The organism is Streptomyces niveus (assembly GCF_001723055.1).
Lineage (GTDB): Bacteria > Actinomycetota > Actinomycetes > Streptomycetales > Streptomycetaceae > Streptomyces > Streptomyces niveus.
Map to the genome: position 1 here is coordinate 1 of NZ_MDCR01000156.1, position 13,704 is coordinate 13,704.

The following is a 13,704-nucleotide window of genomic DNA, read 5'->3' on the forward strand; positions in this document are numbered from 1 at the left end:
GGGCGTAGTCGAGCGACGGGTCGGCCGTCAGTATCTTGTGGTGGAGTTCGCGCAGCGACGTACCGGGCTCGATGCCGAGTTCGGCGACGAGGGTGCTGCGTGTCTTGCGGTAGCACGCCAGGGCCTCGGCCTGACGCCCCGACCGGTACAGGGCGATCATGAGCAACTGGCAGAGCCGCTCCCGCAACGGGTGCTGATGGGTCAGTGCGCGCAGCTCGGAGATGACCGAGTCGTGCCGTCCGAGCTGGACATCGATGTCAAACCGGGTTTCGAGGGTGGTCAGCCGCGCCTCGTTCAGCCGGGAGCGTTCGGCGTCGACCAGTGGGCCCGTCAGTCCGGCCAGTGGGGTCTCGTGCCAGCCGTCGAGCGCGTCGTGCAACAGCTGTGAGGCGGCGGCCAGTTCGCCGGCGGTGCGCAACTTCTTGGCGTCGGCGACCCGTTGCTCGAACACGCCCAGATCCACGGCGTCTTCGGGGACCCGGGCCAGATAGCCGTCCGTCGCCGAGACAAGCACGGCCCGGGATCCGTCGGAGATCCGGTCGGGCTCCAGGATCTTGCGCAGCCGTGACACATACGTACGCAGGACGGGCAGGGCCGCCGTCGGCGGGTCCTCGCCCCAGACGGCGTGGACGATCTCGGTGGTGGTCACGACCCGCCTGCGCCGGAGCAACAGCGCCGCCAGCACCACCCGTTGCTGGGGCGAACCGAGGATCAGCTCCTCGTCGCCCCTCCATACCCGGACGGGACCCAGCACAGCGAAGCGAAGGGGAACTTTGCTGGATATATCCACGGCTTGACTATACGAAGATTCGCTGCGGCCACGCGCCGAAATCCTTTGGCCAGAGCCTTTCCGGCTCGGGTTACGTAACGCACTACGTAGTTTCTACCGACGGCGGCAGGTGTAATCGGCGGGACTTCCGCACCGGCACCGATGAACCGTTGAGGCGCCCCGGCCGTTGTGCCTCCCGAATCCGGTCAGGCGCATGCCCGAATCGGGTCCGGCAGATGCCCGAATCAGGTCCGGAACGCGCCCGAATCGGGTCCGAATCGGGTCCGGCACACGCCCGGTTATTCCCGGCTGAAGGTCCAGGAGAACGCTCATGTCCGAAAGTAAACCGGCCCGCCCGCTCGGTCCGCAGGGTCTGCTGAAGCGGCGCCGGCCCACTCCGATCGAGGAGCAAGACCCCTCGTGGCAGGCCCAGTCGGCAGCCGACCGCGCACTCCGGCTCCCGGTCTCCCCCCTGCCTGACGAGCTGCTTCCCCTCCCGGAGGGGTTCGATCTGTCGCCGGAGGCCGCCGCCCGTCTGGCCGGGAACGAGCCGAGCACGAAGCGGCGCGCGGGCTGAGCGGGACCGGCGGCGGGGCGGCGCCGCGCGACCGGGTGGCGGAGGTCGACGTACTCCGCGGATTCGCCCTGCTGGGAATTCTCCTGGTCAATGTCTCCGCCATGGCCGGACCGCACTTGGGTCCGGCGGACGAGCTGTACACCTCACGCGTGGACGAGTTGGCCGCGTGGCTCGTCACGGCCTTCGTGAGTGCGAAGTTCTATCTGCTTTTCTCCTTCCTGTTCGGATACAGCTTCACGCTGCAACGGGCCTCGGCCGAGCGCGCGGGAGTGTCTTTCGCGCCCCGTCATCTGCGCCGGCTGTGCGGGCTGCTCGTGCTCGGGCTCGCACACGGCATCCTGCTGTTCGCCGGTGACGTCCTGACGGTGTACGCGGTGCTGAGCCTCGTCCTGTTCGCGGCCCGGGACATCGCGCCGCGTACCGCCGTGCGGGCGGCGGCCGTTCTCGTCGCCGTCGTCGCGTTCTGCCTGCTGCTCTGGGGTCTGTTCACCCTCGCGTACGCGGTGCCCCTGACTCCCGGGGCCTACGACGCGGCGCTGCGGGAGATGGCGGCGGCCCACCGGGGTGACATCGGCTCCGTCGTCGGGGCCAACGTGGAGCAGCTGACCTCCAGGCTGGGCTGGAACATCCTGTACGCCGCCGACATGCTGGCGGCCGTTCTGCTGGGACTGGCCGCGGGCAGGCACCGGCTGCTCACCGACACCGGCCGCCACCGCGCGTGGATGACGCAGATCCTGGTCGTCGCCCTGCCCGTCGGCCTGGCGGGGAGCGCGTTCATGGCGCTGTGCCGCAACGGGCCGCTGGACGGGCGCTGGTACGACGTGGGGTCGGCCGTCGGCGTGCTCACGGCGCCTGCGCTGACCACCGCGTACGCCTGCGCTCTGCTGCTCCTGCTGCGCACCCGGCCCGGCCGGCGGATCGGCCCCGTCCTGGCCGGCGCCGGCCGGCTGGCCCTGACGCACTATCTGACCCAGTCCCTGGTGATGGCGTTCGTGTTCACCGGGTACGGACTGGGCTGGTACGGCCGCTTCGGCACCGTGTCGCTGGTGGCCGGGTGCTTCGTGCTGTACGCGGTCCAACTCGCCGTCAGCGGGCCGCTGTTGCGCCGGGTGCGGTACGGGCCGGCCGAGTGGCTGCTGCGTGCGGCCACCCGTGGCCGGCCCTGACCGCGGCGGCGGCCCTTAAGGCTTGCGCAGGGACACCGCGTCCCGCTGCCATCGGCTGGCACCACTCTCGACGGGAGCGGCGGCGCTGCCCGCCCAGGCGCGCGCGGCGCGCTCGGTGATGGCGGCCGTCTCGGCCTTGGCCGCCGCCGAGATGGCGCCCGCGTCGGGCTCCTTGTACCAGGGCCGCAGCCGGATCAGGGCCGGCCGTACACCGGTCGCCAGCAGCAGCGCGGTGCCCTTGGGCAGGGCGCGTATCTTGTCCGCCGGCAGCACGGGGTCCAGCCGGTAGGAGTACGAGCGGGAGGTGCCGTCCTTGCTCCGGGACCAGGACGCGGTCTTCACGTCCTGGTTGCCGACGAGCTTGGAGACCTTCTCCACGAAGTCGGCGTCGTCCAGACCGGCGCCGAGCAGTTTGATCGTGGCCGCGCTCCACAGGGCGTCCATACCCGCCTCGCCCCACACGCGGCTGCCCTGGCGGTAACTCTGCAACAGCGTAACGACATTGATGCCGCGTGAGCCGAAGTGGCTGTAGAGGTCGGGCAGATCGGAGATACGGCAGACGTTGGCCGCCTCGTCCAGCACGGCGGTCATCGGCGGGTCGAGCCGGCCGCCCATGCGCTCGGCGGCGATCACGCCCGCGCGCATCGTCGCGTCGGCGAGCCCCGCGATCACACCGGCGGCCGAACCGCCGCCGTCCTTCGACAGCAGATAGAGGGTGTCCTTGGCCAGCACGTGCTCGTGCGGCTTGAACTGCGGCAGCGCCGGATCGGGCGTCACCCACTTCACGATCTCCGGGTCGAGCAGACAGGCCACGCACTGGCGGGCCGTCTCGTAGATGCCGTCGCGGGTCTCCACGGCGCCCCGGACCGTGCCCTGCAACTGCTCGGCCATGGCGACCATTTCGACGTCCCGCAGCAGGTCGACCGGGGTGCGGTCGGCGGGGTCGGCGAGCCAGCCCAGCAGATCGAGCACGGAGCCCCCGCCCCGCGCGGCGGCCAGGAACAGGGAGGTGAGGGTGTTCTGGGCGGCGGAGATCCAGAAGTCCTTCTTCGACTGGTCGTCGTTGACGGAGGCGACGAAGTGTCCGGCCAGCCGGCGCGCGCCCTCGATGGTGTGGCAGTCGGAGAGGATGTCCCACCACATCTCGCGCGGGGTGTGCGCGATGCCCTGCGGGTCGAACGTCCACACCCGGCCCGCCTCCTCGCGCGCGGCGCGCGTGACGGCGTACACGTCGGACTTGTTCGAGGTCAGCAGCACCGCGCCCTGCGCGCGCAGGACGCGCGGGACGGCGATGCCGGTCGACTTGCCGGCGCGCGGGGCCATCAGGTCCAGCTCCACGTCCTCGTAGGAGGAGCGCAGTTCGGGGCCCTTCGGGTCGAGGTCGCCGAGGAGGTTGCCCGTCTCGTCGGGGTGCAGATGCTCCCGGCCCTTGAGCGAGGGGCGCAGCTCGCGGGCGCGGGCCGCGATGCCGGCCGGTGCCATGGCCGCCATCTCCTTGGACCCGGCCAGGCCCTTCTCCCGGGAGGCGTACCGCAGCACCCACCGTACGACCAGCACACCGAGGGCGACGACACCGCCGAAGACGACACCGATACCGGCGACCACACCCGCCGATGACGCGCCCGGCCACAGGGGCTCGGTGCCCTCGGTGAAGAGGGTGGTGAAGGTCGACAGGACGAACGGCGGCGGATTCCAGCCCGACCCGGTCAGCGCGGCGCCCAGGGTGCCGCCGAACCAGACGCCGCCGAACACCAGCCAGCCGACGACCGCCACGACGACGATCGCCCACGGCGCGAACTCGCCGGCCTGGGCCTTGCCCCCGGTTCCCTTCACCATGAGCCGTCCACCTCCGCCAGTTTGGACAGGTCGGGGATGTACTCGGTCGCGGGGTCGACGGGCGGCTCGTTCTCCGCCCAGCGCTTGTTGGTGTCGTGCAGCCTGCGCTCGGTGTCGGTGATGGCGACCTGGATGGGGATACCGGGCCGGCCACCGACCTTGATCAGGAACCGGCCCCGGCCGGGCGGTTCCTCGCGGGCTCCGTGCGCGGCCCAGCCCGGGGGCGACGACCAGGAGGAGACCAGTTCGATCTCGCGCTGGGACAGGCCCACGACCTGGCCCAGATCCTCCATCTCCTGGCGGGGCAGCCCCGCGCAGACCACCATCCCGGCGCGCTCGACGAAACCGCGTGCCTTGACCCGGTCGGCGTCGGTGCCCAGCGCCTCGGCGTCCTTGAGCGTGTGGGTGATCTTGGCGTCGGCCAGGCCGAGGCTTCGGTTGAGGCGGGTCAGCGCGTCGATACGGTCCACGATGCCGGAGGCCGCGCGCAGTGGCCGCCACAGCTCGTCGAGCACGGTGAAGAACCAGCGCCGGGGCCGCAGTCCGGCGTCCGCGAGCGCGTGCGAGGCGGCGACCGTGCCCAGTCCGTCGGACCAGGTGGCCAGCATCGCCGCCGCCGTGAGCTGGGTGTCGGCCTCGCCGATCCGGGAGATGTCGACACACACCGCCGGTGAGTCCAGGTCGATCCTGGTGGACGTCTCGGCGGCGAACGTGTCGCCCAGCGGCCCGTCCAGGACGCCCAGCAGTGAGCGGTGCAGCGGGTCGACGGCGTCGCGGTAGCGGGTCTCGTCGCCGCGGTCCAGCGTCACCGCCCGTACCCGGTCCGGTCCTTCGGCGAGGATCTTCACCAGGTCGGGCAGCAGCGGCTGTTGGCCGGGCGGGGTGCGCTCGCGCAGATGGTGCAGCGCGGCGGAGAGCACCGACTGCTCGTGGTCGTCCACCGCCCGGTCGCGCACGATGGTGACGAGCGCGGCGACCATGTTGAGCACACGGCCGTGGGTCTCGGCCATCAGCACCCGGCCGCCCTCACCGCCGATGCGCAGGGCCGCGGCGCCCATGGCCCCGGGGTCGAGGACGTTGATGCCGCCGACCCCGCGCCCGATGGAGATGACCTGACCGCCCAGGGCGCGCACGGTGTCCGCGTAGTCGGGCTTGAGGTCACCGAGCACCAGCGGTACCACACCGGTGGCGGCCAGTCCGATGAGCATGCGGTTGATCAGGGTGGACTTGCCCAGACCCGGCATGCCGAGCATGAACAGCGAGGGGTTGGAGATGTAGTGGGAGCGGGTGAACCACGACAGCGGGTCACCGCAGACCGTGGCGCCGGTGAACAGGTGCTGGCCCAGCGGCACACCGCTCATGGGCGCGCCCGAACCCGCCGCGAACGGCCAGAGCCCGCACGCCTGTACGGTCGTGGACCGCCACATGGTCGGCGGGTCGATGTTGGCCACCTGTCCGCCACCGGGGCCGGGATAGCCGCGCGGCGGGATGAAGGGCTCTCTGGGCCGGGGCGGTTGCCCGGTCGTCTTCTTCGGACTCACAGTGCTTCCTTCAGTTCGCGCGGCACCAGCGTGTACTCCCACGGCAGGATCCCGGCGGGCAGTGTGCAGCTGAACGCCGCCGCCTGCATCCGGTCGGCGGGGCGCATCAGCAGCCGCGCTCCGGCGAGTTGGTTGCGTATCGAGGTGTTCGCGTCGTCCAGTTCGCTGTCGTTGTCGACGGTCACCGTGACCATCAGCGAGAACTCCACGAGACCGGCGCCGGTGGCCTCCTCCACGGCCGTCTGCTCGGCGGCCTGCACCTCGTTGGCGGCACGCGCCTGCACCATGCCGCGCTTGGAGGTGGCCATGAACTGCGCCGCCCGCCGGTCCGCCTCGACGATGCGCGCCGAGGTCGCCGGGTCGATGGGGCGGTACAGCAGCGCGACGCGCTTGCGGCGGGTGCCCGGCGCGGCCTCCAGCAGACCGCGCAGCACGTTGGCGCGGACCGTGCCGCGCGGTGCGAGGGTGAGCATCCAGGTACGGGACACCCCGGAGTCGTGCTGGTAGGAGTGGGCCCGCTCCAGCGTCGCCGAGGGACCGGCGTCGTCCCAGTCCAGACCGGTCCCGCCGTACTGGGCACGGGCGTCGAGTACGTCTCCGGCGACGGACGGGTCGTACGCCACCCGTACGACCTCGGCGATGCGCTCGGCCGACAGCGGCGTTGCGGGTCCGGCGCCGGCGGCCACCAGCCCCGACAGCAGGCCGGGGATACGGATCGCCAGCTCGGTGATGATCTCCTCGCTGCTGCGCCGCTGCCCGGGGGGCATGCCGTAGGTCAGCGAGATGTACGTGTGCATCTCGGAGGACGCCGACGGGTAGCGCTGCACGACCTCCTCCATCACCGCCCGCGCCGCCTCGGGGGCGTCGGGGTGGATGCGCGGCAGCAGCTCGTTGGCGAGCCGGTTGCCGGTGTCGGGGGCGGTCTCGACCACCACCGACGCGCCGCGCAGGCCCGGTTCGGCGGAGAGCCGGGCCAGCCAGTGGCCCCAGGACGCCACCCAGGTGTCCACCTGGTCGGGGTCGACCAGGGAGCCGCCGTCGGGTTCGCAGCCGAGCACGATGGTGTAGAGGTTGCGGCTGCGGTGGTGCAGCACGCCGAAGGGCTGGTCGTACGCGTCCCTGCCCTCCTCGACCCGGACCCGGTTCAGCAGACCGGGCGGCCGGAACCGGCCGCCCGGCCGCATGGAGAGCGGACCCGAGACATAGGTGGTCGAGCCCTTGGCCTTGCGGCGGAACCAGCTGATGCGCAGGGCGAGCAGCTGATAGAGATTCCGCCCGTCCTGGGTGCGCGCCGCCAGCGGCATCAGGAACAGGACCTGGAGGACGATGAGGACCAGGGTGATCTGGAGCGAGATCAGCGACGCCATCAGGTCGACGACGATCCCGCCGAACACCCCGACGGTGCCGATGAGGCCGAGCGGCCCGAGCCCGGGGCGTCGGGGCCTGCGCCAGTTCCCGTACGTGGGATGGACGGACGCTTCGGTGGACATGCGCTTACCTGCTTCGTTTGCGTGGACTGGACCGTGGGGCGGGTGAGTCGGGCCGCCGTACTACTTGGCGCCCTCGATCCCGCTCTTGGCGATATCCGTCGCGCCCTTCGCGGTCTTGGCCGCGACGGTCGCCGCGCCGATCACGGCGGCGCCGACGACGGGCAGCGCGCCGCCCGCGGCGGCGGCCCTGGACGCGCCCGCGCCCGACGACGCACCGCCGCCACCGCCTCCTCCGCCTCCTCCGCCGCCTCCGCCGCCTCCGACAGCGCCTCCTCCGCCGCCGGACGACCCTCCGCCGCCCGAGGAGGACCCTCCGCCGGACGACCCTCCGCCGGACGAGGACCCTCCGCCGGACGACCCTCCACCGCCGGGCGCGGCCCCGGCCTTGCCTCCCGCACCGGACGCGCCGCTGGCCCCCGAGGGCCCCTGCAGCGCACTGCTGGCGAGATTGACGGCCCCGCCGCCGGCCGACTTCGCGCCGGAGGCGATACCGCCGGCGACGCCCATCGTGGCCTGTCCGACCGAGTCACCGCCGAGCGCTTCCGTCGCCGGGACGATCACTCGCATCAGCGCGGGCAGTGCGACGGCCGACAGCAGCAGGATTCCCATACCGGCGATCTGTGTGTCGACCTGGTCGGCGTTCTGCGCGTTGACCATCACGGACCCCGAATACATCACGAGGGCGACCGTGGGCTTGTACAGCAGCCAGGCGATGAGCCAGCCGATGTGCTTGCGCCACCAGGTGGTGCCCCAGTCCGTCATCGACGCGGCGGCGGCCAGGGGGAGCGTGCCCATCAGGACGATCATCACGCCGAGCCGGATCCACATCAGGAGCGCGTGGATGACGCCGGCGATGATCAGGAGGCAGGCGATGACCAGCAGCAGCATCGCGGGGATGTCACCGCCGCAGTCGATGCCGCTCATCAGTTCCTTGAGGGCACCCTCGAACAGGTGCTTGGAGTACCTGTCCATGAGCACCGCGAACGTGATGATCACGGTGCTCGCGGCCGTGTTGACCAGGGTGATGCGCAGGATTCCCTTCAGCGCCGTCCCACCCGATTCACCTCGCCTGTCCAGGGCCATCTTGACCGCGGCGAAGAGGATCGACCCGACCGCCAGATACACGACGATCCACTGGGTCTGACGGTTGATCGTGTCCGACGTCTCCTGGTCGTACGAGTTGATGTTGCCGACGGCCTCGAAGATCCCGAGCGCACCGCGCATCGCGATCTTGGCGACCATCTTGATCATCTCGCCGATGGGATCGTTGAACATGTTCAGGAAGTTGATGCTGCCACTGCATTTCGCGGCCAGATTCATGTCATTCCCCCCACGCGGAGAAGCCGTCGGGCCTCGCCTGCCGCGCTGATGAGTAGAGAGACCCGTCGTCGAGAGGAGTCACTTTCCAGTCGCCGTCGCGCCAGCGCACGGACACCGAGATCGACACGAAGCCGCCCGCGGGATGGGTGACAAGCAGTCGTACGGTCGCGGATTCGGGTGTGTAGGACGTCAGGGAGAAGCCCGCGAACCGCCCGATGTCGCTCTTCGGCGAGGGTGTTTCGCCGGCCTCCTCGGCCTCCTCCGCCTTGGCGGCGAGGAACCTGTCGCGCGGCTCCCCCGGTACCAGCTGCTGTTCGGCGGCGGCGCGCCAGGCCGTACCGCTCAACTGGATGGGGATGACGTGCGCCGCGAGCACGGCGCCCGTGGGTGTGTGGGCGAAGCACCACCACACGGCGCCGTCGGTGTGCAGCGGCCCGGCCGAGGCCGAGGTCGGCACCCGGACGGAGACGAGGTCCCGCCAGCGCATGTCCGCCGGTGTGGTGGTCGGCGCGGCGGTGTCCTTGTCGTCCGTACGGCAGTTGGCCGGCCGGCCCCCCGGGCCACCGCGTACCTCAAGCGGATCGCCGGGGGACAGGGGGCCGCTCAGCCCGGTCAGCAGGTCACGGCTGCCGGCCGCGGCGGCGGTGTCCGCGTTGCCGCCGCCGCTTCCGGTGCCGTCGTCGTTCACGAAAGCCACCAGCGACATGACCACCAGAAACCCGAGAAAAGCGGCTGAGTTGATCCAGCCGCGCTGCTTGTAGAAGGGCCCTTCGACCGGGCCCTTTTTTCGCATCAAGCGGAACATGTCGGTGACCTCGGCTGTGAGCTTCTATTCCGTACCGGGCTGGAATACGAAGGTGATGATGGGCCCGGCGGTGGCGACGAGGACACAACCGCCGAGCACCATGCCAAGACGGCTCATGTGCTCGGAGCCCTCACCGCGCTTCATGGAAACGGCCATCATGGTGCCGGTGATCAGGACGCCCGCCACACCGGCGGCGGTGCCCGCCCAGCCGACGATTCCCAGCACGGTGTCGACGGCGTTCGCCAGCTTCGGCGGTGCCTTGCGCTCGGGGTCGGGCACGGTGGTCCCGGCTCCGCCGTCGCCCTGCGCGAGGACCACGAAATTCATGGCATCGGCGTGCAGGGAATGCAGGATTGCTTTCACGAAGTTCTCCGTTGTTATGACGAGTCAGATGTTCACGTACTGCTAAGGAGCGAGGAGGTAGGGCTGGACAATGAATTCGACGAGCGGCCCGGCGCTGATGCAGAGAATGCAGGCGAGCATGACGAAGACAAGCCCTCGGAAATGGGCAGTGCCCGCTCCCATCTCGCCGGCGCGCAACTGCATGGCCATCTGCACGCCGATGAACATGACCCCCGCCACGGCGGCGGCCGTCACCGACCAGGCGATGTACTCGAGCAGTTGCCCGGCCTGGGGGTTCGGGTCGAAGTCCCCCTGGGGGCCGAATTCCGGGGGCGGCGGGCTCGCGAGGTTCATCGCAGTCCCGCCACGGGTCCCGCCGGGCCGCCGGTGAGCGCCGCCAGGGCGCGTACGTCCCGGGGCAGCGGATCCACCTCGTCGCCGAGGCGCCAGGCAGGCACCCACGGCACCCGGTGCACCTCGGCCGCCGACCGCAACACGCGTACGCGCTGGCCGAGTTGGCGCGGCAGGCGCCCCGGAGCGTCGGCGACGAGCACGACGGCGACAAGCCGCAGCCCGTCGGGGTGGTCCCCCATGCGCAGCGCGTTCAGCGCCTGGGACGCCGCCCGGATGCCGCCGGCGTGGGTACGGGCCACGAGCAGCACGTCGCCCGGCTCGCCGTCGGCGGGCTCGGGCCATCGGGTGCCCAGGTCCGCGCCGCCCAGCGCGTGCGCCAGGGTGCTCGCGCCGCCGCCGCCATGGGCGTTGACCCAGGCGATCCGCTCGCCGCGGTGCGGCGAGGGCTCGCGCGGGGCGGGCGCGGCGGGAGCAGCGTGCACGGCTCCCACGGCCGTGCCCGGCGGCGCGACCGCCGCCGCCGGGACAGCCTGCTGAACGGGCTGCTGCGTGGGCTGCTGGACAGGCTGCCCGGCGGGCTGCTGGGCGCTCTGCTGGGAGGCCGGCCCCCGTATCCACATCTGTGGGCCGGCGGACGACGCCGGTGGGACACCCATGAGCGTCCATCCCTTCCCTCGGTTCCGAACTTCGGCGGACAGATCCCGGATTGAACTGATCGGCCGCTGTGTCCGTTGCGCCGTGCGGGCTCGCGGTGATCCGTCGCGCAGCCACTACGGGAAATCGCGGGACCTGGTTCAGAACTCCTCGCAACCAGGTTTCGCGGGCGTACAGGAAGGGAGCGACCGGTCGTGGGCGCAAGTGCCGGCGGGAAGGGCAAGTCCTCCGACAACAAGGGGACGAACACCATCCTCATGGCCGCGGCCGCGGGCACCGGTGTGTCCGGATGCCTGCTGTTCCCGGTGATCATCCTGATCCTGCTGGCCGGGGTCCTCGTCGTCTGCGCCATCGGATTCTTCTTCTGGCCCCTGGTGATCATCTGCTCGATCTTCGGCTGCGGAGGGGGCGACGGAGAGGCGTCGGTCGACAACGACCGGGTGTCCGAGGTGTTCGCCAGTGACGGGCGCGGTGAGCTGAACGAGGCCGCCGTGCCCGCGGGGTACCTGGAGTACGTCAAGGACGCCGGACAGGAGTGCGACCGGATCGGATCGATGATCATCGCGGCCCAGATCCAGCAGGAGTCCCAGTGGAACGACAAGCTCGTCGGCGTCAACGGGAAGAAGGGCATCTCCCAGCTGCCGCCGGACAAGTTCGACGAGTTCGGCGAGGACGACAACGACAACGACGACACGTCGGCCCTGGACGCCGGGGACTCGATCATGGCGCAGGGCCGGTACCTGTGCTCACTGTCCGGGGAGATCGAGACGCTCGTCGCTAGCCGGCAAGTCACGGGTGACCACCTGGACCTGACCCTCGCCGCGTACTCGCTGGGCCTGGACGCGGTGAAGAAGGCCAAGGGCGTACCGGCCCAGGGCGGCGCGCAGAGCTACATCTACGGGATCAGGTCGTCGTTCGCGATCTACTCGGACGCGATCAAGCTCCCCGAAGGGGAGTCGTACCCCACCATCAGTCCGCTGCCGACCGGCAGCGTCTCAACTCCGCCCGAGGGCGGGCAGTGACCAAGGCAGCGAAGGAGTCATCGGGTGTTCAGGAACCACACAGACCAGGACCGCGACGGACAGGAAGCCGCGCAGGCGCGGCCTTCGCTCTCCTTGGAGGTGCTGATCCACTCCGACGGCCGGGTCACGGTCGACGGCGCGCCCTTCCCGCTGCCGGACGGCGAAGCGGTCAACGTGGCGGTGCTCGACACGATGCAGCACCGGGCGCGGGCCGCCGGTGAGCCCATCGAGGCGGTGATCGTCGACCGGCAGGCCGGATACGCCACCCGGATCGAGGTCACCGCCGACGGTTCGAGCCGGATCGTGCGGCACGAGCGGTACCGGGAGCCGTCCGAGGAGGAGTCCTCGGCCAAACCGCCGGTGCCGGTCCCGGTCGAACTCTCCGCGCTCGTCACGCAGATCGGCCAGGCCATCGACACCGGAGCGCTGGAGCGGGCGGCGGCCCTCGCCTTCCGGCTGCGCGAGCACGCCGCGCGCACCTTCGGCGCGGAGCACCCGTACACGCTGGAGGCCCAGGCGCTGGAGGCGTTCGCCGCGCACAAGAGCGGCAATCACACGGCGGCGACGGCCGCCTGTCTCGAACTCGCCCGGATCCGCCAGGAGCAGGGCGACCCGCGTGCCCACGAGGACCTGCTGCGCGCGGTCGCCGTGTGGCAGCTGATCGACGACCTGCCGTCGGCCGTGGACCACGGCCGTGCCCTGCTCACCACCTGGTCCCGGCTCGCGGAGGACGGCAGAACCGCCGTGGGTGACGTCGAGTTGGTGCGGGGTGTGGATCGCCGTATACACGCCCTCGCCACGGAGGCGGCGGCCGTCGGGAGCGCGGTCGCCTGAGGGAGAACGCGCAGGTCGGCCGCGGGTCGGAGGTGAACACGGCGGAAGGGAGGCTTCCCTTTCGCGGTATCCGGCCGTCCGGTTCGGCGGAACCTGCGATACCCGCGTCAATCGAACGTAAACCTGATGTGGAGCCCCAGTCGTAACACTCCCCCCGAGTCGTGGCCCTTGACCAACGGGCCCCGACCTGACCTTCCCCAGGGTCAAGCAGCGAGGGAGTAAGTACGTGAGCGGGACAGTGATGGGTTCCTTGGGAGCGGTGAGCGCCGACGAACGCGCGATGCGCACGCTCCACGACGAACAGGCCGGCGCGCTCTACGCCTACGTGGTACGGCTGTTGAACGGTGACCGGCACAAGGCCGAGGACGTGGTGCAGGAGACGCTGCTGCGCTGCTGGCGGACGCAGGACCTGACCGGCGGCCGGGCGCTGCGGCCCTGGCTGTTCAGAGTGGCCCGCAACCTCGTCGTCGACGAGTACCGGATGCGCAAGACCCGCCCGCAGGAGGTCAACGGCAACACCTGGCTGGACGATCTGCTGGTCCGTTCCGACGACGTGGACTGGCTGCTGTCCTCCATGCTGCTCAAGGAGGCGTTCAAGCAGCTGTCGCCCAACCACCGCGAGGCGCTGTACGAGACGTACTACTCCGGCCGGTCGATGCGCGAGACGGGCCTGGTCCTCGGGGTTCCGCCGGGCACCGTCAAGTCCCGCGTGCATCACGCCGTACGGGCGCTGCGACTGGCGATGGGCGTCGTCGTCGACAACCCGGCGACCGCCGAGAACGGTGCGAACACCCCGCGTACCGGCGGCGAGTCCGAGCGGAAGCCGGCCAGACACCTGTCCGCCGCGTAGCCACACCCGTCGGCTCAGCCCGCCTTCCGGGCGTTGACCGCGGGCCGTTCCCAGGACGGGGCGGTACGCGGGCGGGGACGGGAGCTGCGTGGCGCGGACGAGACCGCGGCGGGGGGCTCCGGCACTTCCGCCCCCGCCGCGGTC

Annotated in this window: 14 protein-coding genes; 5 read left to right on the forward strand and 9 right to left on the reverse strand. The window is 71.0% G+C overall.

Annotated elements, in window-relative coordinates:
* Nucleotides 1-790 (reverse strand): AfsR/SARP family transcriptional regulator (locus BHU15_RS19335; RefSeq protein ID WP_255293150.1); only part of this gene is annotated, 790 nt, incomplete at its 3' end.
* A gap of 310 nt (nucleotides 791-1,100) precedes the next feature.
* Here BHU15_RS19335 and BHU15_RS19340 point away from each other — a divergent pair.
* Together BHU15_RS19340 and BHU15_RS19345 are read left to right on the forward strand one after the other, a co-directional pair.
* A complete protein-coding gene (locus BHU15_RS19340) occupies nucleotides 1,101-1,346 on the forward strand; it encodes a hypothetical protein (RefSeq protein WP_069628331.1) in 246 nt (81 codons plus the stop codon).
* 35 nt (nucleotides 1,347-1,381) lie between these two features.
* Nucleotides 1,382-2,512 carry a DUF418 domain-containing protein gene (locus BHU15_RS19345; RefSeq protein ID WP_247748647.1) on the forward strand — a complete coding sequence of 377 codons (1,131 nt, stop codon included), beginning with the start codon at nucleotides 1,382-1,384 and terminating at the stop codon, nucleotides 2,510-2,512.
* Nucleotides 2,513-2,527: 15 nt separating this feature from the next.
* On the opposite strand, the gene BHU15_RS19350 is transcribed toward BHU15_RS19345, so the two are convergent.
* The 8 genes from BHU15_RS19350 to BHU15_RS19385 are packed head-to-tail and all read right to left on the reverse strand — an operon-like array spanning nucleotide 2,528 to nucleotide 10,856.
* Entirely contained in the window at nucleotides 2,528-4,348 is a 1,821-nt protein-coding gene (locus BHU15_RS19350; RefSeq protein WP_079128239.1) for a type IV secretory system conjugative DNA transfer family protein, read from the reverse strand.
* Complete coding sequence (locus BHU15_RS19355) at nucleotides 4,342-5,889, reverse strand: putative type IV secretion/conjugal transfer ATPase (RefSeq protein ID WP_069628333.1); 1,548 nt, start codon at nucleotides 5,887-5,889, stop codon at nucleotides 4,342-4,344. The genes BHU15_RS19350 and BHU15_RS19355 overlap by 7 nt, the downstream gene beginning before the upstream one ends.
* Entirely contained in the window at nucleotides 5,886-7,379 is a 1,494-nt protein-coding gene (locus BHU15_RS19360) for an SCO6880 family protein (RefSeq protein WP_069628334.1), read from the reverse strand. The genes BHU15_RS19355 and BHU15_RS19360 overlap by 4 nt, the downstream gene beginning before the upstream one ends.
* A 60-nt stretch (nucleotides 7,380-7,439) precedes the next feature.
* Nucleotides 7,440-8,699: a hypothetical protein gene (locus tag BHU15_RS40175; RefSeq protein WP_069628335.1), complete on the reverse strand. Its 1,260-nt coding sequence runs from the start codon at nucleotides 8,697-8,699 to the stop codon at nucleotides 7,440-7,442.
* Between the two features lies 1 nt (nucleotide 8,700).
* Nucleotides 8,701-9,492: a DUF8175 domain-containg protein gene (locus BHU15_RS19370; protein WP_135068450.1), complete on the reverse strand. Its 792-nt coding sequence runs from the start codon at nucleotides 9,490-9,492 to the stop codon at nucleotides 8,701-8,703.
* A 36-nt stretch (nucleotides 9,493-9,528) separates the two neighbouring features.
* Nucleotides 9,529-9,858, reverse strand: a complete 330-nt coding sequence (locus BHU15_RS19375) for a hypothetical protein (RefSeq protein ID WP_069628342.1) — start codon at nucleotides 9,856-9,858, stop codon at nucleotides 9,529-9,531.
* A gap of 51 nt (nucleotides 9,859-9,909) precedes the next feature.
* Nucleotides 9,910-10,200, reverse strand: a complete 291-nt coding sequence (locus tag BHU15_RS19380) for a hypothetical protein (RefSeq protein ID WP_069628337.1) — start codon at nucleotides 10,198-10,200, stop codon at nucleotides 9,910-9,912.
* On the reverse strand, nucleotides 10,197-10,856 hold the full coding sequence (locus BHU15_RS19385) for a DUF6668 family protein (protein WP_069628338.1): 660 nt from the start codon (nucleotides 10,854-10,856) through the stop codon (nucleotides 10,197-10,199). Before BHU15_RS19385 ends, BHU15_RS19380 begins: the two co-directional genes overlap by 4 nt.
* A 192-nt stretch (nucleotides 10,857-11,048) precedes the next feature.
* Here BHU15_RS19385 and BHU15_RS19390 point away from each other — a divergent pair, with 192 nt between their 5' ends.
* The 3 genes from BHU15_RS19390 (at nucleotide 11,049) to BHU15_RS19400 (ending at nucleotide 13,560) form a co-directional block, all read left to right on the forward strand.
* On the forward strand, nucleotides 11,049-11,876 hold the full coding sequence (locus tag BHU15_RS19390; protein WP_069628339.1) for a transglycosylase SLT domain-containing protein: 828 nt from the start codon (nucleotides 11,049-11,051) through the stop codon (nucleotides 11,874-11,876).
* 24 nt (nucleotides 11,877-11,900) lie between these two features.
* A complete protein-coding gene (locus tag BHU15_RS19395; protein WP_069628340.1) occupies nucleotides 11,901-12,710 on the forward strand; it encodes a hypothetical protein in 810 nt (269 codons plus the stop codon).
* A 226-nt stretch (nucleotides 12,711-12,936) separates the two neighbouring features.
* Entirely contained in the window at nucleotides 12,937-13,560 is a 624-nt protein-coding gene (locus tag BHU15_RS19400; protein ID WP_247748646.1) for a sigma-70 family RNA polymerase sigma factor, read from the forward strand.
* Nucleotides 13,561-13,704: the final 144 nt, after the last annotated feature.